The following is a 21,797-nucleotide window of genomic DNA, read 5'->3' as shown; positions in this document are numbered from 1 at the left end:
CGAAATGCGCTGCCAGCCGATGTTTTATCAACGTATTTTGCGATATATCACTATTTCGCCGTCACCACGTCCATCCCAAACGGGGAATTCTGCAGCGCCAGGGCCAAAACCTCGTCGATCCGCTTCACCGGATGGATGTCGAGATCGCGCAGAACGTTCTCCGGCATCTCCTCCAGATCGCGTTTGTTGTCGTCCGGGATCAGCACGGTCTTGATCCCACCGCGGTGGGCCGCCAGCAGCTTCTCCTTCAGCCCGCCGATCGGCAGCACCTGGCCACGCAGCGTAATCTCCCCGGTCATCGCCACGTCGGCGCGCACCGGATTACCGGTCAGGCAGGAGACCAGCGCCGTACACATGGCAATACCGGCGCTCGGACCATCTTTCGGGGTCGCCCCCTCCGGTACGTGCACGTGGATATCGCGCTTCTCGTAGAAATCCGGGTTGATCCCCAGCTTGTCGGCGCGCGCGCGCACCACGGTCAGCGCCGCCTGAATCGACTCCTGCATCACTTCGCCCAGCGAGCCGGTATAGGTCAGCTTACCCTTACCCGGGACACAGGCGGTTTCAATGGTCAGCAGATCGCCGCCGACCTCGGTCCAGGCCAGGCCGGTGACCTGCCCCACGCGGTTTTCGCTGTCGGCGCGGCCATAGTCAAAGCGCTGAACGCCCAGGTAATCCTTCAGGTTATCGCCGTTGATCTCAATATGGCGCAGCGACTTATCCAGCAGCAGCTGTTTCACCGCCTTGCGACATAGCTTGGAGATTTCACGCTCCAGCGCACGCACCCCGGCTTCGCGGGTGTAGTAGCGAATAATCCCAACGATGGCGCTATCATCCACCGTTAGCTCGCCTTTCTTCAGCGCATTACGCTCAATCTGCTTCGGCAGCAGGTGCTGGCGGGCAATGTTAAGCTTCTCATCCTCGGTATAGCCGGACAGGCGAATCACCTCCATGCGGTCCAGCAGCGGCGCCGGAATATTCATGGAGTTAGAGGTGGCGACGAACATCACGTCGGACAGATCGTAGTCCACCTCCAGATAGTGATCGTTAAAGGCGACGTTCTGCTCCGGGTCCAGGACCTCCAGCAGCGCCGAGGCCGGATCGCCGCGCATGTCAGAGGACATCTTATCGATTTCATCTAACAGGAACAGCGGGTTGCGCACCCCTACCTTGGCCATCTTCTGGATCAGTTTACCCGGCATGGAGCCGATGTAGGTCCGACGGTGACCGCGGATCTCCGCCTCGTCGCGCACCCCGCCCAGCGCCATGCGCACATACTGGCGTCCGGTCGCCCGGGCGATAGACTGCCCCAGCGAGGTCTTACCTACCCCCGGCGGCCCCACCAGGCACAGGATCGGTCCTTTAATTTTGCTGACCCGGCTCTGTACCGCCAGGTATTCCAGGATGCGATCCTTGACCCGCTCCAGACCGTAGTGGTCGGCGTCGAGCGTCTCCTGCGCTTTGCGCAGATCTTTTTTCACCTTGCTGCGCGCATGCCACGGCACCTGCACAATCCAGTCGATATAGCTGCGCACCACGGTCGCTTCCGCCGACATCGGCGACATCATCTTCAGCTTCTGTAGCTCGGACTCCGCCTTCTCGCGCGCCTCTTTCGGCATTTTGGCCGCTTCTATCTTGCGCTTCAGGGCCTCAAACTCATCCGGCGCGTCGTCCATTTCGCCGAGCTCTTTCTGAATCGCTTTCATCTGCTCATTCAGATAATACTCGCGCTGGCTCTTCTCCATCTGCTTCTTCACCCGGTTACGGATGCGTTTTTCTACCTGCAGCAGATCGATCTCGGACTCCATCATCGCCATCAGGTATTCCAGACGCTCCGCCACGTCGGACATCTCCAGTACCGTCTGCTTATCGTTCAGCTTCAGCGGCATATGGGCGGCGATAGTGTCGGCCAGACGGGCGGCGTCGTCGATGCTGTTCAGCGACGTCAGCACCTCCGGCGGAATTTTTTTGTTCAGCTTGATATAGCTTTCAAACTGATTGATGGCGGTGCGAACCAGAACCTCTTGCTCGCGCTCCTCCATCTCCGGCGTATCCAGGTACTCCGCCTGGGCAGCAAAGTGTTCGCCGCCGTCAGACAGTGTGGTAATGCGCGCGCGCTGGATCCCTTCAACCAGCACTTTTACCGTGCCATCGGGCAGCTTCAGCATCTGCAGAATGGAGGCTACCGTGCCGACCGTAAACAGATCGTTGATCCCCGGCTCATCGGTCGAGGCCTCTTTTTGCGCCACCAGCAGGATCTTCTTGTCGTGATCCATTGCGGCTTCCAGGCACCGGATCGATTTTTCCCGGCCTACAAACAACGGAATCACCATGTGCGGATAAACCACCACATCGCGCAGCGGCAATACGGGGATTTCTATGCGTTCGGAACGCTCAGGATTCATAGAGCTCTCTCTTTGTTTAGCTTCCGCCAGGTTATGGAGAAACAGCGCCGCACAACGGACAATGGCTGCTTCGCCAGAGGATTATCTGAGTATATGGGGATACATTTGCGGGATTCAACGCTATGGCCCGCGGAAAAAAAATGGGGGATGCTATCCCCCATTTTTTACCCCGTCTCCCGTATCGCTGCCGGCGGCCTGCGCGCGACGGCGGCAACGGTGAGTTACTCGCCGGAGGCCTGCGCCTCTGGCTGACCATAGATCAGCATCGGCTTGCTCTGACCATCGATAACGTTCTCATCGACTACCACTTTCTCCACGTTCTCCATGGAGGGCAGATCGTACATCGTGTCGAGCAGCGTCCCTTCAACGATAGAGCGCAGCCCGCGCGCACCAGTCTTACGCGCCATGGCCTTCTTGGCGATAGCGGTCAGGGCCTCGTCACGGAACTCCAGCTCGACCCCTTCCAGACCGAACAGCGCCTGATACTGCTTCGTCAGGGCGTTCTTCGGCTCTTTCAGGATCTGGATCAGCGCCGCTTCATCCAGCTCTTTCAGGGTCGCAACGACCGGCAGACGGCCGATAAATTCCGGGATCAGGCCAAACTTGATCAGGTCCTCGGGCTCGACCTGGCCCAGCAGCTCGCTTTCGCTGGCCTTGTCCGCCTTCCCTTTCACCTTGGCACCAAAGCCGATGCCGGTGCCGGTATTCACGCGCTGACCGATCACCTTATCCAGGCCGGCGAAGGCGCCGCCGCAGATAAACAGGATCTTGGAGGTGTCCACCTGCAGAAACTCCTGCTGCGGATGCTTGCGCCCGCCCTGGGGCGGTACCGCGGCAACCGTACCTTCGATCAGCTTCAGCAGCGCCTGCTGCACCCCTTCGCCGGACACGTCGCGGGTGATCGACGGGTTGTCTGACTTACGGGAGATCTTATCGATCTCATCGATATACACGATGCCGCGCTGGGCCTTCTGTACATCGTAATCACACTTCTGCAGCAGCTTCTGAATGATGTTCTCAACGTCTTCACCGACATAGCCGGCTTCCGTCAGCGTCGTGGCATCCGCCATGGTAAAAGGCACATCCAGCAGGCGTGCCAGCGTCTCCGCCAGCAGGGTCTTGCCGCTGCCCGTCGGGCCAATCAGCAGGATGTTGCTCTTGCCCAGCTCGACGCCGTTGCTGGAATCGCCGTTACGCAGGCGCTTGTAGTGGTTATATACCGCCACCGCCAGCACCTTCTTCGCCTGCTCCTGACCGATGACATAGTCATCCAGATGATGACGGATTTCATGGGGCGTCGGCAGCGCGCTGCGCTCACGGTGCGGCGTTACGTCTTTAATCTCTTCGCGAATGATGTCATTGCACAAATCGACACATTCGTCGCAGATATACACTGACGGCCCGGCGATCAGCTTACGAACTTCATGCTGGCTTTTGCCGCAAAAAGAGCAGTACAGCAGCTTGCCTGAACCGTCTTTGCGCTTATCTGTCATCAGTAAACCTCTTTCATTTAATAGCTGTCCCGCCAACGGCGGGCGTACGTCCCATCAATGCGTGTAGGGTCCGCGCGGTTCACAGCGATATCCGAACGAAAGCGCCCGCGGGCGCTTTGCATCACTCTAGTATATCGGCGAATGGCCAGACAGGCAGCATGAGGGTAGGTTCGCCGCACAAATCAGGCGCGCTGGGTCAGTACGGCGTCAACCAGACCGTACTCCACCGCGTCCTGTGCAGACATGAAACGATCGCGCTCGGTGTCGCGCTCGATAACCTCAATCGGCTGTCCGGAGTGCTTGGCCATCAGGGTATTCATGCGCGCCTTGATGCTGAGGATCTCTTTAGCATGGATCTCAATATCGGTCGCCTGCCCCTGGAAGCCGCCCAGCGGCTGATGGATCATCACCCGAGAGTTCGGCAGACAGAAACGTTTGCCCTGCGCGCCGGCCGCCAGCAGGAACGACCCCATTGAACAGGCCTGCCCCATACAGATCGTGCTGACATCCGGTTTAATAAACTGCATGGTGTCATAGATGGACATCCCGGCGGTGATCACCCCACCCGGTGAGTTGATATATAAGTGGATGTCTTTTTCCGGGTTTTCTGCTTCCAGGAACAGCATCTGGGCCACGATCAGGTTGGCCATATGGTCCTCGACCTGCCCTGTCAGAAAGATAATGCGTTCTTTGAGCAGACGGGAAAAAATATCGTATGAACGCTCGCCGCGCGAAGTCTGCTCAACAACCATGGGCACCAACGCCATGTGCGGTGCTAACTCACGCTGGTCACTGTATGACATTAACCGTCTCCTATAGAAATCTCTTCAGCAGTGGTACGTTTTGATTCTACTTGAGATAGGCCGGATTGACTATGCGCAATCGGGCTCTCCCCTGCCGTCCCTGCACATCAGGCAGACAGTATTTAAACGATCTGGGGGCGGATGAGATAAAATAAAGCCGCCGCATAAAAAAAACCTTCGCCCGAGGACGAAGGTTTTCATACTCACGAACCTAATGGCCTGGGGCTTACGCCTGCGGCTGGTTCATCAGTTCGTTGAAGGTGGTCGCTTTTTCGCTGACTTTAGCCTGGGACAGCAGGGCTTCAACCGCCTGCTCTTCCAGCGCCATGTTGCGCATGTTGTTCATCAGCTCTTTGTTCTTGCTGTAGAACTCGACCACTTCCTGCGGATCTTCGTAGGCGGATGCCATCTCTTCGATCAGCGCATTCACGCGGGCATCGTCGGCTTTCAGCTCGTTCTTGCTGATCACTTCGCCCAGCAGCAGACCCACGATAACGCGACGCTTCGCCTGCTCTTCGAACAGTTCGCGCGGCAGCTCCATCGCCTGCTGCTCGTTACCACCGAAGCGCTGTGCAGCCTGACGGCGCAGCACGTCGATTTCGCCGTCGACCAGCGCAGCCGGAACGTCGATTTCGTTCGCCTGAACCAGACCGTCCAGAACCTGTGCCTTGATGCGGTTACGCACGGCGTTTTTCAGCTCACGGGTCATGTTCTTGCGCACTTCGGCCTTCAGGCCATCCAGAGAACCATCGGCAACGCCAAAGCGCTTGATGAACTCGGCGGTCATCTCCGGCAGCTCGCGCTCTTCAACTTTCTTCAGCACGATGTCGAACTTGGCCGCTTTACCCTTCAGGTTTTCAGCGTGATAGTCTTCCGGGAAGGTCACATCGATAACGAACTCTTCGCCGGCTTTGTGACCCAGGATACCGTCTTCGAAGCCCGGGATCATCCGGCCCTGGCCCATGGCCAGTACAAAGTCAGTCGCCTTGCCGCCTTCGAAGGCTTCGCCGTCGATAGAACCGGCGAAGTCGATGGTCGCACGATCTTCAGCGCCCACTTCGCCCTCTTTGGCCACCCAGGAAGCCTGCTGCTTACGCAGGGTTTCGATCATCGCGTCTACGTCAGCGTCGTTAACATCAACCTGCGGCTTCTCAACCACGATGGTGTCCAGACCCTTCAGTTCGATCTCCGGGTATACCTCGAACTCTACCGCATAGGCAAAGTCGTCACCCAGTTTGTATTCGCCCGGCACATACTTCGGTGCGCCGACCGGGTTCAGTTTTTCTTTGATGATCGCGTCGACGAAATTACGCTGCATCAGATCGCCCAGCACGTCCTGACGTACAGATGCGCCATAACGCTGAGCGACGATGTTCATCGGCACTTTACCCTTACGGAAACCGTCAATGCGTGCCTTCTTGGCAACATTACGCAGTTCGCTTTCTACTGCTTTTTCGATGCTATCAGCAGTAACAGTAATATTTACGCGACGACCCAGGCCTTCGGTGGTTTCAACAGAAACTTGCATCTTATACCTCAAAAAATCACAGTGCTCGGTCAACGCCAGAAGCCGTTCTCTGCATCATGCCTGAGAGCCGCAACTTACTCTGAAGCGGGATGACGCAAGACGTAACCCCGTCGCTTTTCAAGCCGCATCGCCGCTGGCTTCTCCGCGCCCTCCCGGTCACCTACCTCAGTAAGTTTCAGAGAGTCCACTGCGTCGCCGCGCCGATGCAACCCGAAGCGCATCGGGTGTATACCGCTTTCCCTGTTTTCAGAAGCGTCCCGAATACCATTCCGGAAAAATAGACGCGACATTATAGCGATGCGCGCACTGGGAGTCGAGAACCGCCGGGATTAAGTCACGTGGCGCCTCACATTTTCGCGCCGAGCTATCCCGTCCGACTCTGCACAGGGTATAAAAAAGATGGCCCGCAGGCCATCTTCTTCTTTTCGTGCGCTCGCCGATGCCATCCCCCGCCCGGCAGAGAGGGCGCCCTCAGGCCAGACGTGCGCTACCGCTGCCCACGCCGCGGCATACCGGGGAGGCCAGCACCGTATCCTGTAGCCCCGCCCACTCTTTACGGGTATAGGTATGCAGCGCCAGGGCGTGCACCCCATCGGCCATCTCGTCCGCCAGCGCGCCATAGATCGCGCGGTGGCGCGACAGGAAACGCTCGCCCTGGAAGCGATCGCTGACCATCACCACCTTAAAGTGCGTCTCCGAGCCGGCTGGAACATTGTGCCGGTAGCTCTCGTCCACAACATCCAGATAGACCGGCTCAAAGGCCGCCCGCAGTTTGGCTTCTATCTGCTCTCTCATCATACGACATCCCCTTATCCGGCAACGGCAGTGGTACATGACACGCTAACGCGTCGGGAGCACATCGCGGCGGCAGGCGCAGTACCTGCATCCGATATACCCGCCCTTCGCGGGGCTAAACGGTATACCTTTCCCGCCTCCTACCCTAAAGCGTAGCCGCTTTTTACTATTCTACGCACTCCCGCCTGTAATTTAACGTTACGTATAATCTGCTTTCAACCCTAAATAAATCCTTATAATCAATGCGGTAAAAACGATATCTTCGCCACGATCAGCGCTCGCCGCGCCGCGCCGCGAAAATCCCCCGCCGCAGGCCTCCCGCCTCTGCGGGGGCAATGATATGATATGAAAATCTGTGCCCGGCACAGTGGACACAATGCCTGTTATCACTCAACACCAGACAATGGCTATCATAATGACGATGCTAAAAAAATTCTTTATTCCTCTGCTGGCGCTCATCGCCCTGGCCGGCTGTGCCAGCCACAGCACCACCCTGAATATCAACCCGCAGATGGCGCTGCCGCAGCAGGATCCGACGCTGCAGGGGATCACCATCAGCATCAACGGCGCCGACATGCGCCAGGACAAAGCGCTGGCCAAGGTAAACCGCGACGGCCAGCTGGTCACCCTAACGGCACAGCGCGATCTGCGCTTCCTGCTGCAGGAGATCCTAGAGAAGCAGATGACCGCCCGCGGCTACATGATCGGGGCGAACGGCGCCGTGGATCTGCAGATCGTGGTTAACCGTCTGTATGCCGACGTCAGCGAAGGCAACCTACGCTACAGCATCACCACCCACGCCGATGTCTCCATCATCGCCACCGCGCGCAACGGCAGTAAATTGGTGAAAACCTACCGCGCCAGCTATAACGAGCAGGGCGCCTTTACCGCCAGCAATAGCAAAATCGCCAACGCCGTCAACAATGCGCTGAGCGATATTGTCAGCAGCATGGCCCAGGACAGCAGCATCAGCGACTTTATCAAAACCAACGCCCGTTAACCCCTGACGCCGGTGCGCCGCGGCGCGCCGGCCAATACCCTATATGCCAACAGCCTATTTAGCCATTTTCACCCAACGCCGCAGCGCCGTTTTATTGCTGCTCGGCTTCGCCTCGGGACTGCCGCTGGCCCTGACCTCCGGCACCCTGCAGGCGTGGATGACCGTCGCCGGCGTCGACCTGAAAACCATCGGCTTCTTCTCCTTGGTCGGCCAGGCCTACGTCTTTAAATTTCTCTGGTCGCCGCTGATGGATCGCTACACGCCGCCGCTGCTTGGGCGACGTCGGGGCTGGCTGTTGCTGAGCCAGGTGCTGCTGCTGATCGCCATCTTTAGCATGGGCCTGCTCAATCCGGAGCGGCACCTGTGGTGGCTGGCCGCGCTGGCGGTCATGGTCGCGTTCTGCTCCGCATCACAGGATATCGTCTTCGACGCCTATAAAACCGACCTGCTCAGCGCAGAGGAGCGCGGCGCAGGGGCGGCCATCTCCGTGTTCGGCTACCGCCTGGCGATGCTGGTTTCCGGGGGGCTGGCGCTGTGGCTGGCCGATCGCTATCTGGGCTGGCAGGCCACCTATTGGCTGATGGCGGCCCTGATGCTGATCGGTATCGCCGCCACCCTGATGGCGCCGGAGCCTCAGGCCGATGTCCCGCCGCCGCGCACGCTGGAGCAGGCGGTGCTAGCGCCGCTGCGCGACTTTTTTCTGCGCGACAACGCCTGGCTGATCCTGCTGCTGATCGTGATGTACAAAATGGGCGATGCCTTCGCCGGCAGCCTGAGCACCACCTTTCTGATCCGCGGCGTCGGCTTCGATGCCGGCGAGGTCGGCTTGGTTAACAAGACCCTGGGACTCTTGGCCACCATCGTCGGCGCCCTGTGGGGCGGGGTATTGATGCAGCGCCTGTCGCTGTTCCGCGCCCTGATGCTGTTCGGTATTCTGCAGGGGGTCTCCAACTTCGGCTACTGGCTGCTGGCCGTGACGGATAAGAACCTGCTGACCATGGGCGGTGCCATCTTCCTGGAGAATCTGTGCGGCGGCATGGGCACCGCGGCGTTTGTCGCCCTGCTGATGACCCTGTGTAACCGGGCCTTCTCCGCAACCCAGTTCGCCCTGCTCTCCGCGCTCTCCGCCGTCGGGCGGGTCTACGTCGGTCCCATCGCTGGCTGGTTCGTTGAGCTGCACGGCTGGCCGCTGTTCTACCTGTTCTCCGTCATCGCCGCCCTGCCGGGGCTGGCGCTGCTGCTGCTGTGCCGCCGCACCCTGGAGTATGCCCAAGAGACCGGGCGCTTTCGCCCGCGTCACGCCTCGCCACAGGCCTACCGCCGCGCGCTGCGCCTGCTGCTCTCCGGCGTCCTGCTGATCGGCATCTGGCTGCTGATCCTGCTGGCGCAATACCTGTACGATCCCGCGCTGCGCATCCCGTCTGAACCGCTGTTTACGCTGGGGCTCACCCTGTGCGTGTCAGGCATCCTCTGGGGAGCCTGGCTCGACTACCGCGCCCAATCCCTGCCCGCGCCGCAGCGCTAAACCACGGGAAAATCCCCATACCGACGTGAGGTTGTAATGAATGATTTTCGCATGACGCCAGACGAGCGTAAGGCCACCTGGGGACTGGGCACCGTCTTCTCCCTGCGGATGCTGGGCATGTTTATGGTGCTGCCGGTGCTCACAACCTATGGTATGTCCCTCAGCGGCGCCAGCGAGACCCTGATAGGGCTGGCCATCGGTATCTACGGCATCACCCAGGCGCTATTTCAGATCCCCTTTGGCATCATCTCCGATCGGGTAGGCCGTAAGCCGCTGATCGTCGCCGGGCTGCTGATCTTCGCCTTCGGCAGCGCCGTCGCCGCCATGACCGACTCTATCTGGGGCGTCATCCTCGGGCGCGCGCTGCAGGGCGCCGGCGCCATCGCCGCGGCGCTGATGGCGCTGCTCTCCGATCTGACCCGCGAGCAAAACAGAACCAAAGCCATGGCCTTCATCGGCGTCAGCTTTGGCGTCACCTTTGCCATCGCGATGGTCGCAGGGCCGCTGGTTACCCACGCGCTGGGCCTTTCTGGGCTGTTCGGCCTGATCACCCTGCTCGCGCTGCTCGGCATCGCCATTACCCTGTACCTGATCCCCGCGCCGACCAGTCATCTGCTCAACCGCGACGCCAGCATGGTACGCGGCGCCTTCGGCAGCGTGCTGCTACGTCCGGCCCTGCTGCGCCTCAACGCCGGCATCATGTGCGTACATATTTTGCTGATGTCCAGCTTTATCGCGCTGCCGCCGCTGATGGAGCAGGCGGGGCTGGCGCGCGGTGAGCAGTGGAAAGTCTATCTGTGCACCATGCTGATCGCCTTTATCACCATGGTGCCTTTTATTATCTACGCGGAAAAACAGCGGCGGATGAAGCAGGTTTTTCAGCTGTGCGTCGTGCTGATGATCGCCGCCGAGGTGGTACTGTGGTACGCCGAACTGCATCTGTGGGGCATTATTCTCGGGATTCAGCTCTTTTTCTTCGCTTTTAACATGATGGAGGCGCTGCTGCCGTCGCTGATCAGCAAGGAGTCACCGCCGGGCTATAAGGGAACGGCGATGGGGGTCTACTCCACCTGCCAGTTTATCGGCGTCGCCATCGGCGGCATTCTCGGCGGGATCGTCTACGCCCGCGGCGGGGCCGAAGCCATCTTTACCGGCTGTGCGGTGCTAGCGGTGATGTGGTTTGTGATCAGCCTGACCATGAAGGAGCCGCCCTACGTCAGCAGCCTGCGTATCGTGCTGCCGCCGGCGCTGGCGGCCGATACCGCGCTGGCCTGCCAGCTGCGCCAGCAGCCGGGGGTGAACGATGTCATGCTGATCGCCGATGAGCATACCGCCTACATCAAGATCGACAGCCAGGTGACCAGCCGCGAGGCGCTGGAAACGTTCCTGCAGCGCGCCGCAGAACGGGGAGAGTAACCCCTTGGGGCAGGACTGAGCCTGCCCCAAGGGGATCAGTCGCGGAAGTTATTAAACTGGAACGGCTGGCCCAGATCGGCGCCGCGCACCAGCGCCATCGCCCCCTGCAGATCGTCGCGTGACTTGCCAGTGACGCGCAGCTGTTCGCCCTGAATCTGCGTCTGCACCTTCAGCTTACTGTCTTTAATCAGCTTCACCAGCTTCTTCGCCATGGCGCTGTCGATGCCCTTCTGCAGCTTCGCCTCTACGCTGTAAAGCTTACCGCTGTGCTCGCACGCCTCCGGGATCTCCAGCGCTCCGGCCTCGATGCCGCGCTTGACCAGCTTCTCGCGCAGAATATCGATCAGCTGCTTAACCTGAAAGTCAGAGATGGTGGTGAGCTTGATGGTTTCATTCTTTTCATTCAGCTCAATGCTGGCCTCCACATTACGAAAATCCCAGCGCGACGCCAGCTCACGCGTGGCGTTTTCGACGGCGTTACGCACTTCCTGCAGATCCACTTCGGATACGATATCGAATGACGGCATGCTACTTCTCCTCTCGCTATAATGCCGTGCATGATAACGGCTCAGCGCCATGATGCAAGATCGCCGGGCCGCCGCCGCTAACGGCGACGGGACACCGAGCGGCATAAAAGTTTATACTGTATGGGGTAACATGCGTTTTCGGCGCGCACGGAAATGCCGTGGAGGTGTAATGAAGATAACCGTTCTGGGCTGTGGCGCTCTGGGCAAACTGTGGCTGTCTGCACTGGCGCGGCGCGGACACCAGGTTCAAGGCTGGCTGCGGCTTCCCCAGCCAGACTGTAGCGTCCACCTGATCACGCCGCAGGGGCTAACCTACCAGCGCCAGCTTCCTGCCAATGACCCCGAGCTGCTGGCGCAAAGCGATCTGCTGCTGGTGACCCTGAAAGCCTGGCAAATCGCCAACGCCCTGCCGCCGCTGCTGCCCCGGCTCTCCCCGCACTGTACCCTGCTGCTGCTGCACAACGGAATGGGGGCGATCGATGAGCTGCGGACGCTCCCCCGTCAGCCCCTGCTGCAGGGGAGCACGACGCACGCCGCGCGCCGAGAAGGGCATACCGTCTGGCACGTCGCCGGGGGGATCACCCATATCGGCCCGCTCAATGAGGCGGGGCAATCCTGCAGCGCGCTGGCCGACGCCCTGCACCGGGCCCTGCCCGACGTGGCCTGGCACGACAATATTCAGCCCGCGCTGTGGAATAAGCTGGCGATAAACTGCGTGATTAATCCGCTCAGCGTGCTCTATAGCTGCCATAACGGCGCGCTGGCCCGTCATCAGGATCACATTCACGCCCTGATCGCCGAGATCGCCGAGGTGATGGAGGCCGAGGGCTATCGCACCACCCCGGAGACCCTGCACAGCTACGTGATGCAGGTGATTAACCTCACCGCCGATAACCACTCCTCGATGCTGCAGGACGTTCAGGCCCAGCGCCATACCGAAATCGACTACATCACTGGCCATCTGATCCGCTGTGGCCGTAGCCACGGCCTGGCGCTGCCGGAAAACCGTCAACTTTTTGATCTGATAAAACGAAAGGAACAAACCTATGAGCGTATCGGCCTTGGTGTGTCTGGCACCTGGCAGTGAAGAGACCGAAGTGGTCACCACCCACGATCTGCTGGTGCGCGCCGGTATTCGCGTCGTCAGCGCCAGCGCCGCGCCGGACGGCAGCCGGGAGATCGTCTGCTCGCGCGGCGTGCGCCTGCTGGCGGACACGACGCTGGTTCAGGTGGCCGATGAGCCCTTCGATGCGCTGATCCTGCCCGGTGGCGTGGCCGGCGCCGAGTGCCTGCGCGATAGCGATCTGGTGATCGAAAAGATCCGCCAGATGCATCTGGAGGGGCGCCTGATCGCCGCCATCTGCGCCGCCCCAGCGCTGATCCTACAGCACCACAACCTGTTTCCCATCGCCAACATGACCGGCTATCCCGGTATGAAATCGGCCATTCCGGCGGAGAAGTGGATGGATAAGCGGGCCTACTATGACGAGCGGGTACGCCTGCTGACCAGCCAAGGGCCGGGCACCAGTATCGATTTTGCGCTGAAGATCATTGATATTCTGCTGGGCAGAGAGAACGCGGCCGCCGTCGCGGCGCAGCTGGTCACCGCCGCCGGCATTCATCAGTATCAGGATGCCTGACGCGATGCGCAGGGGCCGCCGCGGCGGCCCCTGTGGGAACGGCGTTTACGGGCGGTAAACGCGTACGTTATCGTAGCCCTGCTCTTTCAGATACAGCGCCTGCAGGCGACTCATCACCCCGCGATCGCAGTACAGCACATAACTGCGGCGCTGATCCAGATCGCCGAAGGCGTTGGCCAGCTTATAGAACGGCAGACAGATCACCTCGCTGTCCGCCAGCTGCAGCGGTTTCGCCTCCTGCTCATCCGGCGCGCGGATATCCAGCACCACATCGCCCTGCTCCAGCGACGCGATGGTCTCGACCTCCACCACCTCGGCCTCGGTCTGACGCGCGATATCGCGGATATCCAGCGTCTGCGCCTCATCGACCACCCGCTCCAGGATCGCGAAATCGAAGTGGGTCTCCTCCGCCTCGATCTTCGCCTTCACCGCTTTCACGGTCGGGCTCTTCGAGATCACCCCGCAGAACTCCGGCATGGTCTTGGCGAAGTCCTCGGTACCGATCTGGCGCGCCAGGCGGATGATATGCTCTTTGTCGTGGGCGATCAGCGGGCGCAGCACCAGCGTATCGCTCACGCCGTCGATCAGGCGCAGGTTGGTCAAGGTCTGACTGGAGACCTGTCCCAGCGCCTCCCCGGTCACCAGCGCCTGAATGCCGTAGCGCTCGGCGACCCGCGACGCGGCGCGCACCATCATGCGCTTCAGCACCACGCCCATCTGGCCGTCGTCCACCTTCTCCAGGATCTCGCCGACCACCGGTGCAAAGTCGATGGCGACAAAGCGCACCCGGTGGGAGCTGCCGAACCGGTTCCACAGGTAGTGCGCCACCTGCTTCACGCCGATCTCATGCGCCGAACCGCCCAGATTAAAGAAGCAGTAGTGCACCCGGCAACCGCGGCGCATCAGCATGTAGCTGGAAACCCCGGAATCAAAGCCGCCGGAGATCAGCGACAGCACATCTTCCTGGGTGCCGATGGGGTAGCCCCCCTGGCCTTCAAAGCGACCGCGCACCAGCAGCAGGCGATCGTCTTCAATCTCCAGATTCACCGTCACCTCCGGGTGGTTCAGACGAACCCGGGCGCTGGGAATATTCTGATTCAGGCCGCCGCCGACATAGCGCTCCACCTCAATCGAGGTGAACGCATGCTTGCCGCGGCGCTTAACGCGCACGCAGAAGGTTTTATCTTCCAGCTGCGCGCGGTACATCGCCAGCGTCTGCTCAAAGATGTCGTGCATGTCGGTGTAGGGATGATCCTCCACCTCTAAAATGTGATGAATACCCGGGATCCGGGTTAAGGCATCGCGAACCAGGTCGCGGCGGCTTTCCTCTTTGGCCCGAACTTCGATATGATCCCAATGGCGCGTTACCGCCACATCTTCAACCAACGGTTTCAACACGTTGCGGATATTCCCGGTCAGGATTTTAATAAAGCGCAGACGTACGGACTGGCTTTTAATGGTGATTTCCGGGAATAATTTAATGATAAACTTCATGGCGGTCGTGGCTAATAGTCGTCGAGATATGCGTTAAAAGGGCTTACACTGCACGGGCGCGCTTTCTGTCGAATGCGGCGCCGTGCCGAGCACAGGGCGCGCAGTATACCACTAAGTTAGCCAAAACGGTGCGAACATGTACATCGGCAGATGCAGAATCTTGTCGCGCCACGGACCCGTCCACCGTTTTGCCAGCAACCAAGTAAAGAGAATATGGCCAAGAAAGCACCCGCCGCACCGGCATTTGAACAGGCACTTAGCGAACTGGAACAGATAGTGGTACGCCTCGAGTCCGGCGATCTGCCGCTGGAGGAGGCGCTCAGCGAGTTCGAGCGCGGCGTCGGCCTGGCCCGCCAGGGACAGCAGACCCTGCAGCAGGCAGAACAGCGCGTTAAGATCCTGCTCAGCGACGATCAGGATGCCCCGCTCTCGCCTTTCAATGCGGAACAAGAGTAAGCCATGGCATCTTTTGAACAACAGATGAAAACCTGCCGCCAGCGGGCGGATGCGGCGCTGATCCAGGCGCTGGACACCCTGCCCTTTGCCGACGGACCGCTGGTGGGCGCCATGCGCTACGGCGCCCTGCTGGGCGGCAAGCGCCTGCGCCCCTATCTGGTGTACGCCACCGGTGGCCTGTTTGGCTGCTCGCCGACGGCGCTGGACGCGCCGGCCGCCGCCGTGGAATGCATTCACGCCTACTCGCTGCTGCACGACGATCTGCCCGCGATGGACGATGACGATCTGCGCCGCGGCCAGCCGACCTGCCATATCAAGTTTGGCGAGGCCCATGCCATACTGGCCGGCGACGCGCTGCAGACCCTGGCCTTTTCCATTCTGGCCGACGGCCCGATGCCCGGCGTTGCCGATCGCGACCGCCTACAGATGCTGAGCGAGCTGGCCCACGCCAGCGGCGTCGCCGGCATGTGCGGCGGCCAGGCGCTCGATCTGGAGGCCGAGGGGCGACACGTCGCGCTGGCGGCGCTGGAGCAGATCCATCGCCATAAAACCGGGGCGCTGATCCGCTGCGCGGTGCGCATGGGGGCCCTGGCCGGCGGCGATGCGGGACGGCGCGCCCTCCCGGCCCTCGACCGCTACGCCGCCGCCATCGGCCTGGCGTTCCAGGTACAGGATGACATTTTGGACGTGGTGGGCGACAGCAGTAAAACCGGCAAGCGCCAGGGGGCGGATCAGCAGCTGGACAAGAGCACCTATCCAGCCCTGCTCGGCCTGGATCAGGCCCGGCAGAAGGCCGCGACGCTGCTGGATGAAGCGCTGCAGGCGTTGGCAGAGCTTGAACAACGCCACAACCTGGATACGCAGGCGCTAAAATCCTTAGCCAGTTTTATCGTTGAGCGCGATAATTAACGCCATAATAACAATCTCCGTCGGCCCGTGCGCTCGGCGGGCGTTGTCACACGAATACGCAGACATGAGCCGCTAATGAGTTTTGATATTGCCAAATACCCAACGCTGGCGCTGGTGCAGGATCCCGACGATCTGCGCCTGTTGCCCAAAGAGAGTTTGCCGACGCTGTGCGATGAGCTGCGCCAGTATCTGCTGAACAGCGTCAGCCGCTCCAGCGGGCACTTCGCCTCCGGCCTGGGGGCCGTCGAGCTGACCGTGGCACTGCACTATGTCTATAACACGCCGTTCGACTCGCTGATCTGGGACGTGGGGCATCAGGCCTACCCGCACAAGATCCTGACCGGACGGCGCGACCGCATTGCCACCATCCGCCAAAAGGGCGGGCTGCACCCGTTCCCCTGGCGAGACGAGAGCGAATATGACGTGCTGAGCGTCGGCCACTCGTCGACCTCCATCAGCGCCGGACTGGGCATGGCCGTCGCCGCCGAGCGCGAAGGGCTGAGCCGCCGTACCGTCTGCGTCATCGGCGATGGCGCCATGACCGCGGGGATGGCCTTTGAGGCCATGAACCACGCCGGCGATATCAAGGCCGACATGCTGGTGGTGCTGAACGACAATGAAATGTCGATCTCCGAAAACGTCGGCGCCCTGAACAACCACCTGGCCCAGCTGCTGTCCGGCAAGCTGTACGCCAGCCTGCGCGAAGGCGGCAAGAAAGTCCTGTCCGGGCTGCCGCCGATCAAAGAGCTGGTCAAGCGTACCGAAGAGCACCTCAAAGGCATGGTGGTGCCGGGCACCCTGTTTGAAGAGCTGGGCTTTAACTACATCGGCCCGGTGGATGGCCATGATGTGCAGGCGCTGGTCGCCACCCTGAAAAACATGCGTGGCCTGAAAGGCCCGCAGCTACTGCACATCATGACCAAGAAGGGTAAGGGCTACGCGCCGGCGGAAAAGGATCCCATCAGCTGGCACGCGGTCCCCAAGTTCGACCCCGCCTCCGGAACCCTGCCCAAAAGCAGCGGAACCCTGCCGACCTACTCCAAGATTTTCGGCGATTGGCTGTGTGAAACGGCGCTCAATGATGAAAAGCTGATGGGGATCACCCCGGCGATGCGCGAGGGCTCCGGGATGGTGCGCTTCTCCCGCGAATACCCGCAGCAGTTCTTCGACGTCGCGATCGCCGAACAGCACGCCGTCACCTTTGGCGCCGGGCTGGCCATTGGCGGCTATCACCCGGTGGTCGCAATTTACTCCAGTTTCCTGCAGCGGGCCTACGATCAGGTGATCCACGACGTCGCCATCCAGCGGCTACCGGTGCTGTTCGCCATCGACCGCGGCGGGATCGTCGGCGCCGACGGGCAGACCCACCAGGGGGCCTTTGATCTCTCGTTCCTGCGCTGTATCCCCCATCTGGTGATCATGACGCCGAGCGATGAGAACGAATGCCGCCAGATGCTGCAGACCGGCTATGAATACCGCGAAGGGCCCTCGGCGGTGCGCTATCCGCGCGGCACCGGTACCGGCGCGCCGCTGACGCCGCCGCAGGCTCTGCCGATCGGCAAAGGCGTGCTGCGCCGCCGCGGCGAGCGCATCGCTATCCTCAACTTCGGCACCCTGCTGCCGCAGGCGCTGGAGGCCGCCGAGCGCCTGAACGCCAGCGTCGCCGATATGCGCTTTGTTAAACCGCTGGATGACGCGCTGGTGCGCAGCCTGGCTGAGCAGCACGACTACCTGGTCACCCTGGAGGAGAACGCCGTCATGGGCGGCGCCGGCAGCGGCGTCAATGAGCTGCTGATGCAGCTGCGCCTGCCGCGACCGGTGCTCAATATCGGTCTGCCGGACAGCTTTGTTCCCCAGGGCAGCCAGGAGGAGATCCGCCGCGATCTGCGGCTGGACGCCGACGGCATCCTCGCGCAGCTGGAGACCTGGCTGGCGCGTTAACGCCCGCCGCTACCCGACAAAAAAGGGGCCGCGCTGCGGCCCCTTTTTTATGTCATCCAACGCCCCGCGTCAGCGCGGACTCAGCGTATTCCATAGTACCCGGCCAGCCACAGCAGCAGCGCCGACAGCACCCCGGCGACGATATCATCGACCATAATGCCCCAGCCGCCGTGCACGTTGCGGTCAAACCAGCGGATGGGCCAGGGTTTCCACATGTCCAGCACCCGAAAGATCACCAGCCCAGCCAGCACCCAGCGCCACTCCAGCGCCGGCACCGCCATCAGGGTGATCCACATACCGACAAACTCATCCCACACGATGCTACCGTGATCATGCACTCCCATATCACGCGCGGTGCGGTGACACAGGTAGGTGCCGAGCGCAATGCTTAGCAGCAGAACCACGATATACAGCGACAGCGGCAGCTGTACTAACAGCAGCCAGAACGGGATGGCGGCGATCGATCCCATGGTGCCGGGCACCAGCGGGCTCAGCCCGCTGCCAAACCCGGTCGCCAGCAGGTGCCAGGGATTCCCCATGCGCAGGCGCGCCTTGGCCGCCCGCTGCTGTTGCTTCGTCATCTTAGCCAAAGTGATCGAACCCCTGTATATCCAGCGTCACCTGACGATCCCCGCGCCACAGGCATACGCCCTCTGACGCCGGCGCCATCTGCCCGATGCAGGTATAGCGGCATCCCAGCTGGGCGAGCGCCATATCCAGCGCGCCGCGGTACATCTCCGGCACGGTGAAGCACAGTTCATAGTCTTCGCCGCCGCCCAGCGCCCAGTTCTGACAGGTTTCCGCATCGACGTGGCGCATCAGCTCCGCCGACAGCGGCAGCTTATCCAGGTACAGGTGAGCCCCGCAGTCGCTGGCCTTAAGGATGTGGCCCAGATCGGCGATCAGCCCGTCGGAAATATCGATGGCGGCGCTGGCCAGATCGCGCAGCGCCTGCCCCTGCAGCACCCGCGGCTGCGGGCGCAGGTGGCGCCCGAGCAGATACCGCCGATCGGCCTCATCGGCCACCGTCAGACGCGCTTGCAGCAGCGCCAGCCCCGCGGCGCTGTCGCCCAGCGTCCCGGTGACATAGATCCAGTCGCCCACCCGCGCGCCGCTGCGCTGCAGCGCCCGACCGGCCGGCACCAATCCCTGCACGGTATAGGTCAGACACAGCGGGCCGCGGGTCGTATCTCCCCCGATCAGCTGCATACCGTAGTAGTCTAACTGCTCAAACAGGGCATCGCTGAAGGCCTGCAGCCAGGGTTCATCCACCGCGGGCAGGGTCAGCGCCAGCGACACCCAGGCCGGATCGGCGCCCATCGCCGCCAAATCGCTAATGTTTACCGCCAGGGATTTATAGCCGAGATCGGCCGGATCAATCTCCGGCAAAAAGTGAATGCCGCTGACCAGCGTATCGCTGCTGACGGCCACCCACTGTTTTTCCGACACCGACAGCAGCGCACAGTCATCGCCGATACCGCGCTGAACATCGTGTCGCGGGGTGCACCGACGGTTAAAGTAACGGGCTATCAGATCAAATTCACCGTGTGCCATAGCTTGTTTCCTGCGCTTGGGCCGGTCGCACAGCCGAAAAAAAGGCCGGAGAACCGGCCTGTTGCGTAGCTGTCAGGCCCCATAAGGCCGGGCGGACGACCCGCGATGATTATTTACGGTTCGGACGCACCTGCGGTGCAACCTTATCCAATACGCCGTTGACAAACTTGTGGCTGTCTTCGGCGCCAAAGGTTTTTGCCAGCTCAATGCCTTCATTGATGGCCACTTTATAAGGGACATCCTGACGCTTGCTCAGCTCATAGATGGACACGCGCAGGATAGCTCTCTCAACCTGTCCCAGCTCCTCCAGCTGACGTGACAGCACGGGTGCCATCAGGCCATCCAGATAGTCCGCATTGCTTGCCACACCGGACAGCAGCTCACGGAAATAGTTAACGTCAACATCTTTCACGTCCTGCTCTGACAGAAACTGGTATTCGACATCGGCGATGTCGTTTTTAGAGATCTGCCAAGAGTAGAGTGCCTGGACAGCACACTCACGGGCGCGGCGACGGGCAGCAGGTTTCACGGAATTCCCCTTACTAATAAATCAGGCTTTAATGGCTTTAAGTACATTGATCATTTCGAGCGCGGTCAGCGCGGCTTCCGCACCTTTGTTACCCGCTTTGGTCCCAGCACGATCAATGGCTTGTTCGATAGTTTCGGTGGTCAGCACGCCAAAGGCGACCGGTACGTCGGTATTCAGCGCAACGCTGGCCAGACCGGAGCTGCACTCACCGGCAACGAATTCAAAATGGGCGGTGCCGCCGCGGATCACGGTGCCCAGCGCCACGACGGCGTCGTAACGGCCAGAGGACGCCAGCGCGCGGACGGTCAACGGCAGCTCATAGGCGCCCGGCACCCACACTACGGTAATATTTTCGTCAGAAACCTGACCAATACGCTTCAGCGCGTCGATCGCCCCTTCCAGCAAACTGTCATTGATGAAATGGTTAAAGCGCGCGATCGCGATGGCAACACGCGCTTGGGGAGCAGCAACAACGCCTTGAATCGTTTTCATACGGTTTCCTTAACATACGTCAGTTATATACCCCGCAGGGGGGCGGATTCTATCATACTCTTTGCGCTTCTGCTCAGATCCATTGTCATTTCGGCGGCCGCGCCCCGCCGGACGCGACGTCAGCGCTCACGCGCTGCCGGGCGGGATGACGCCGCCTAGACCATGCGCAGCGTCAGACGCAAATCGTTGCCGACCCGAGTGACGTCGCTAAACGTCAGGGCCGGGGCATCGCCCAGGCGATCCAGCCCAGGCAGGTGACACAGTCCGCGCGCCGCATCGCCCAACAGCGTCGGCGCCAGATAAACAATCAGCTCATCGACCAGTCCAGCCTGCAGCAGGGCACCGGCCAGGCGTGGCCCGGCTTCGACCCACACGCTGTTCAGCTGCATTTTACCCAGCTGCATCATCAGCAGCACCAGATCCAGCCCCTCGCCGTGGCGCGGTACCGCCAGCTGGCTCACCGACGACGGCCAGGCCTGCGTATCGGGATCAACCCGCGCCAGCAGGGTCTCTCCGGGCTGTGTAATCAGCCGATGCTGCGGCGTTACCCGGTTATGGCTGTCCACGATCACCCGCAGCGGCTGGCGCAGGTGCTCCTGCGGATACAGGCGCTGAGTCGCTTCATCCAGCGACGCCCAGCGCACCGTCAGCGCCGGATCGTCCGCCAGCACCGTCGCGCTGCTGCTTAAAATCGCCGAGCTCTGCGCCCGGTAGCGCTGGACGTCGGCGCGGGCGGCGGCAGAGGTGATCCACTGGCTTTCGCCGGATGCCATCGCGGTACGCCCGTCAAGCGATGCGCCCAGCTTCAGCTGTACATAGGGAAAACCGGTGCGCATTCGCTTCAGAAAGCCTTTATTGATGGCTTCAGCCTCGGCCAGCATCACGCCGTGGCGCACGCTAATCCCCGCCTGCTGCAGGCGGTATAGCCCCCGGCCGGCCACATGGGGGTTTGGGTCTTGCATCGCCGCGACCACCCGGCTAACGCCGGCGGCCACCAGCGCGTCGGCACAGGGGGGCGTACGGCCATGGTGGCTGCACGGCTCCAGAGTGACATAGGCCGTCGCACCGCGGGCCAGCTCGCCGGCCATCCGCAGCGCGTGAACCTCCGCATGGGGCTCACCGGCGCGCAGATGAAACCCTTCGCCCACGATGCGATCGTCGCGCACCAGTACGCAGCCGACGTTAGGGTTAGGGGTGGTAGTAAAACGGCCACGGCGCGCCAGCTCAAAGGCGCGCGCCATGTAAAATTCATCGGAATGGGCTGCAGACATCATCATCACGGTTCCTACG

20 protein-coding genes are annotated in these 21,797 nt (G+C 61.2%); 8 read left to right on the top strand and 12 right to left on the bottom strand.

Annotated elements, in window-relative coordinates; translation table 11 throughout:
* Positions 1 to 50: 50 nt before the first annotated feature.
* From lon to bolA, 5 genes are all read right to left on the bottom strand, one after another.
* Positions 51 to 2,405 (bottom strand): endopeptidase La, encoded by a 2,355-nt coding sequence (gene lon / locus L1P05_RS04870; RefSeq protein WP_015461120.1) that lies wholly within the window; start codon positions 2,403 to 2,405, stop codon positions 51 to 53.
* 221 nt (positions 2,406 to 2,626) lie between these two features.
* Positions 2,627 to 3,898, bottom strand: a complete 1,272-nt coding sequence (gene clpX / locus L1P05_RS04865) for an ATP-dependent protease ATP-binding subunit ClpX (RefSeq protein ID WP_012847856.1) — start codon at positions 3,896 to 3,898, stop codon at positions 2,627 to 2,629.
* 182 nt (positions 3,899 to 4,080) lie between these two features.
* Positions 4,081 to 4,701, bottom strand: coding sequence for an ATP-dependent Clp endopeptidase proteolytic subunit ClpP (clpP, locus tag L1P05_RS04860; RefSeq protein WP_015461119.1), 621 nt, complete (start codon positions 4,699 to 4,701; stop codon positions 4,081 to 4,083).
* Between the two features lie 226 nt (positions 4,702 to 4,927).
* On the bottom strand, positions 4,928 to 6,229 hold the full coding sequence (gene tig / locus L1P05_RS04855; RefSeq protein ID WP_012847854.1) for a trigger factor: 1,302 nt from the start codon (positions 6,227 to 6,229) through the stop codon (positions 4,928 to 4,930).
* A 471-nt stretch (positions 6,230 to 6,700) separates the two neighbouring features.
* Positions 6,701 to 7,027, bottom strand: coding sequence for a transcriptional regulator BolA (bolA, locus tag L1P05_RS04850; RefSeq protein WP_012847853.1), 327 nt, complete (start codon positions 7,025 to 7,027; stop codon positions 6,701 to 6,703).
* A 418-nt stretch (positions 7,028 to 7,445) separates the two neighbouring features.
* On the opposite strand from bolA, the gene L1P05_RS04845 reads away from it, so the two are divergent.
* The 3 genes from L1P05_RS04845 to L1P05_RS04835 are packed head-to-tail and all read left to right on the top strand — an operon-like array spanning position 7,446 to position 10,965.
* Positions 7,446 to 8,024, top strand: a complete 579-nt coding sequence (locus tag L1P05_RS04845) for a lipoprotein (protein ID WP_015461117.1) — start codon at positions 7,446 to 7,448, stop codon at positions 8,022 to 8,024.
* Between the two features lie 43 nt (positions 8,025 to 8,067).
* Positions 8,068 to 9,549, top strand: coding sequence for a muropeptide MFS transporter AmpG (ampG, locus tag L1P05_RS04840; RefSeq protein ID WP_012847851.1), 1,482 nt, complete (start codon positions 8,068 to 8,070; stop codon positions 9,547 to 9,549).
* 36 nt (positions 9,550 to 9,585) lie between these two features.
* Positions 9,586 to 10,965, top strand: coding sequence for an MFS transporter (locus L1P05_RS04835; protein WP_012847850.1), 1,380 nt, complete (start codon positions 9,586 to 9,588; stop codon positions 10,963 to 10,965).
* Between the two features lie 35 nt (positions 10,966 to 11,000).
* Here the strand turns inward: L1P05_RS04835 and L1P05_RS04830 are convergent, their stop codons facing one another.
* Positions 11,001 to 11,492 carry a YajQ family cyclic di-GMP-binding protein gene (locus L1P05_RS04830; RefSeq protein WP_012847849.1) on the bottom strand — a complete coding sequence of 164 codons (492 nt, stop codon included), beginning with the start codon at positions 11,490 to 11,492 and terminating at the stop codon, positions 11,001 to 11,003.
* A 169-nt stretch (positions 11,493 to 11,661) separates the two neighbouring features.
* On the opposite strand from L1P05_RS04830, the gene panE reads away from it, so the two are divergent.
* A complete protein-coding gene (gene panE, locus L1P05_RS04825; RefSeq protein ID WP_012847848.1) occupies positions 11,662 to 12,579 on the top strand; it encodes a 2-dehydropantoate 2-reductase in 918 nt (305 codons plus the stop codon).
* Positions 12,539 to 13,132 (top strand): protein deglycase YajL, encoded by a 594-nt coding sequence (gene yajL / locus L1P05_RS04820; RefSeq protein ID WP_012847847.1) that lies wholly within the window; start codon positions 12,539 to 12,541, stop codon positions 13,130 to 13,132. The genes panE and yajL overlap by 41 nt, the downstream gene beginning before the upstream one ends.
* Positions 13,133 to 13,177: 45 nt before the next feature.
* Here the strand turns inward: yajL and thiI are convergent, their stop codons facing one another.
* Entirely contained in the window at positions 13,178 to 14,626 is a 1,449-nt protein-coding gene (gene thiI, locus L1P05_RS04815) for a tRNA uracil 4-sulfurtransferase ThiI (RefSeq protein WP_012847846.1), read from the bottom strand.
* A 213-nt stretch (positions 14,627 to 14,839) separates the two neighbouring features.
* Between thiI and xseB the strand changes: the two genes are divergently transcribed.
* The 3 genes from xseB to dxs all read left to right on the top strand — a co-directional run bounded on the left by xseB (position 14,840) and on the right by dxs (position 17,932).
* Positions 14,840 to 15,082 (top strand): exodeoxyribonuclease VII small subunit, encoded by a 243-nt coding sequence (gene xseB / locus L1P05_RS04810; protein ID WP_012847845.1) that lies wholly within the window; start codon positions 14,840 to 14,842, stop codon positions 15,080 to 15,082.
* A 3-nt stretch (positions 15,083 to 15,085) separates the two neighbouring features.
* On the top strand, positions 15,086 to 15,991 hold the full coding sequence (ispA, locus tag L1P05_RS04805; protein WP_012847844.1) for a (2E,6E)-farnesyl diphosphate synthase: 906 nt from the start codon (positions 15,086 to 15,088) through the stop codon (positions 15,989 to 15,991).
* A gap of 75 nt (positions 15,992 to 16,066) precedes the next feature.
* Positions 16,067 to 17,932: a 1-deoxy-D-xylulose-5-phosphate synthase gene (dxs, locus tag L1P05_RS04800; RefSeq protein ID WP_012847843.1), complete on the top strand. Its 1,866-nt coding sequence runs from the start codon at positions 16,067 to 16,069 to the stop codon at positions 17,930 to 17,932.
* Positions 17,933 to 18,012: 80 nt separating this feature from the next.
* On the opposite strand, the gene pgpA is transcribed toward dxs, so the two are convergent.
* The 5 genes from pgpA to ribD form a co-directional block, all read right to left on the bottom strand.
* The gene (gene pgpA, locus L1P05_RS04795; RefSeq protein WP_012847842.1) at positions 18,013 to 18,513 is read right to left on the bottom strand and encodes a phosphatidylglycerophosphatase A; all 501 of its coding nucleotides are present in this window, start codon (positions 18,511 to 18,513) and stop codon (positions 18,013 to 18,015) included.
* A gap of 1 nt (position 18,514) precedes the next feature.
* Positions 18,515 to 19,486 (bottom strand): thiamine-phosphate kinase, encoded by a 972-nt coding sequence (gene thiL, locus L1P05_RS04790; RefSeq protein WP_012847841.1) that lies wholly within the window; start codon positions 19,484 to 19,486, stop codon positions 18,515 to 18,517.
* A gap of 109 nt (positions 19,487 to 19,595) precedes the next feature.
* Positions 19,596 to 20,015 carry a transcription antitermination factor NusB gene (nusB, locus tag L1P05_RS04785; RefSeq protein ID WP_012847840.1) on the bottom strand — a complete coding sequence of 140 codons (420 nt, stop codon included), beginning with the start codon at positions 20,013 to 20,015 and terminating at the stop codon, positions 19,596 to 19,598.
* 21 nt (positions 20,016 to 20,036) lie between these two features.
* Positions 20,037 to 20,507, bottom strand: coding sequence for a 6,7-dimethyl-8-ribityllumazine synthase (gene ribH / locus L1P05_RS04780; RefSeq protein WP_012847839.1), 471 nt, complete (start codon positions 20,505 to 20,507; stop codon positions 20,037 to 20,039).
* Positions 20,508 to 20,662: 155 nt separating this feature from the next.
* Positions 20,663 to 21,784 (bottom strand): bifunctional diaminohydroxyphosphoribosylaminopyrimidine deaminase/5-amino-6-(5-phosphoribosylamino)uracil reductase RibD, encoded by a 1,122-nt coding sequence (ribD, locus tag L1P05_RS04775; RefSeq protein WP_012847838.1) that lies wholly within the window; start codon positions 21,782 to 21,784, stop codon positions 20,663 to 20,665.
* Between the last annotated feature and the right edge of the window lie 13 nt (positions 21,785 to 21,797).

Source organism: Edwardsiella piscicida (assembly GCF_021733145.1).
In the GTDB taxonomy this organism is placed as follows: Bacteria; Pseudomonadota; Gammaproteobacteria; order Enterobacterales; family Enterobacteriaceae; genus Edwardsiella; species Edwardsiella piscicida.
The sequence above is the reverse complement of the archived record's forward strand: the minus strand, read 5'-3'. Positions and strand labels throughout refer to the sequence as shown.

Excerpts from the sequence above, each read along its gene's own strand:
- lon (WP_015461120.1), bottom strand. The coding sequence starts at position 2,405 with ATGAATCCTGAGCGTTCCGAACGCATAGAAATCCCCGTATTGCCGCTG.
- clpX (WP_012847856.1), bottom strand. The coding sequence starts at position 3,898 with ATGACAGATAAGCGCAAAGACGGTTCAGGCAAGCTGCTGTACTGCTCT.
- clpP (WP_015461119.1), bottom strand. The coding sequence starts at position 4,701 with ATGTCATACAGTGACCAGCGTGAGTTAGCACCGCACATGGCGTTGGTG.
- tig (WP_012847854.1), bottom strand. The coding sequence starts at position 6,229 with ATGCAAGTTTCTGTTGAAACCACCGAAGGCCTGGGTCGTCGCGTAAAT.
- bolA (WP_012847853.1), bottom strand. The coding sequence starts at position 7,027 with ATGATGAGAGAGCAGATAGAAGCCAAACTGCGGGCGGCCTTTGAGCCG.
- L1P05_RS04845 (WP_015461117.1), top strand. The coding sequence starts at position 7,446 with ATGCTAAAAAAATTCTTTATTCCTCTGCTGGCGCTCATCGCCCTGGCC.
- ampG (WP_012847851.1), top strand. The coding sequence starts at position 8,068 with ATGCCAACAGCCTATTTAGCCATTTTCACCCAACGCCGCAGCGCCGTT.
- L1P05_RS04835 (WP_012847850.1), top strand. The coding sequence starts at position 9,586 with ATGAATGATTTTCGCATGACGCCAGACGAGCGTAAGGCCACCTGGGGA.
- L1P05_RS04830 (WP_012847849.1), bottom strand. The coding sequence starts at position 11,492 with ATGCCGTCATTCGATATCGTATCCGAAGTGGATCTGCAGGAAGTGCGT.
- panE (WP_012847848.1), top strand. The coding sequence starts at position 11,662 with ATGAAGATAACCGTTCTGGGCTGTGGCGCTCTGGGCAAACTGTGGCTG.
- yajL (WP_012847847.1), top strand. The coding sequence starts at position 12,539 with ATGAGCGTATCGGCCTTGGTGTGTCTGGCACCTGGCAGTGAAGAGACC.
- thiI (WP_012847846.1), bottom strand. The coding sequence starts at position 14,626 with ATGAAGTTTATCATTAAATTATTCCCGGAAATCACCATTAAAAGCCAG.
- xseB (WP_012847845.1), top strand. The coding sequence starts at position 14,840 with ATGGCCAAGAAAGCACCCGCCGCACCGGCATTTGAACAGGCACTTAGC.
- ispA (WP_012847844.1), top strand. The coding sequence starts at position 15,086 with ATGGCATCTTTTGAACAACAGATGAAAACCTGCCGCCAGCGGGCGGAT.
- dxs (WP_012847843.1), top strand. The coding sequence starts at position 16,067 with ATGAGTTTTGATATTGCCAAATACCCAACGCTGGCGCTGGTGCAGGAT.
- pgpA (WP_012847842.1), bottom strand. The coding sequence starts at position 18,513 with ATGACGAAGCAACAGCAGCGGGCGGCCAAGGCGCGCCTGCGCATGGGG.
- thiL (WP_012847841.1), bottom strand. The coding sequence starts at position 19,486 with ATGGCACACGGTGAATTTGATCTGATAGCCCGTTACTTTAACCGTCGG.
- ribH (WP_012847839.1), bottom strand. The coding sequence starts at position 20,507 with ATGAAAACGATTCAAGGCGTTGTTGCTGCTCCCCAAGCGCGTGTTGCC.
- ribD (WP_012847838.1), bottom strand. The coding sequence starts at position 21,784 with ATGATGATGTCTGCAGCCCATTCCGATGAATTTTACATGGCGCGCGCC.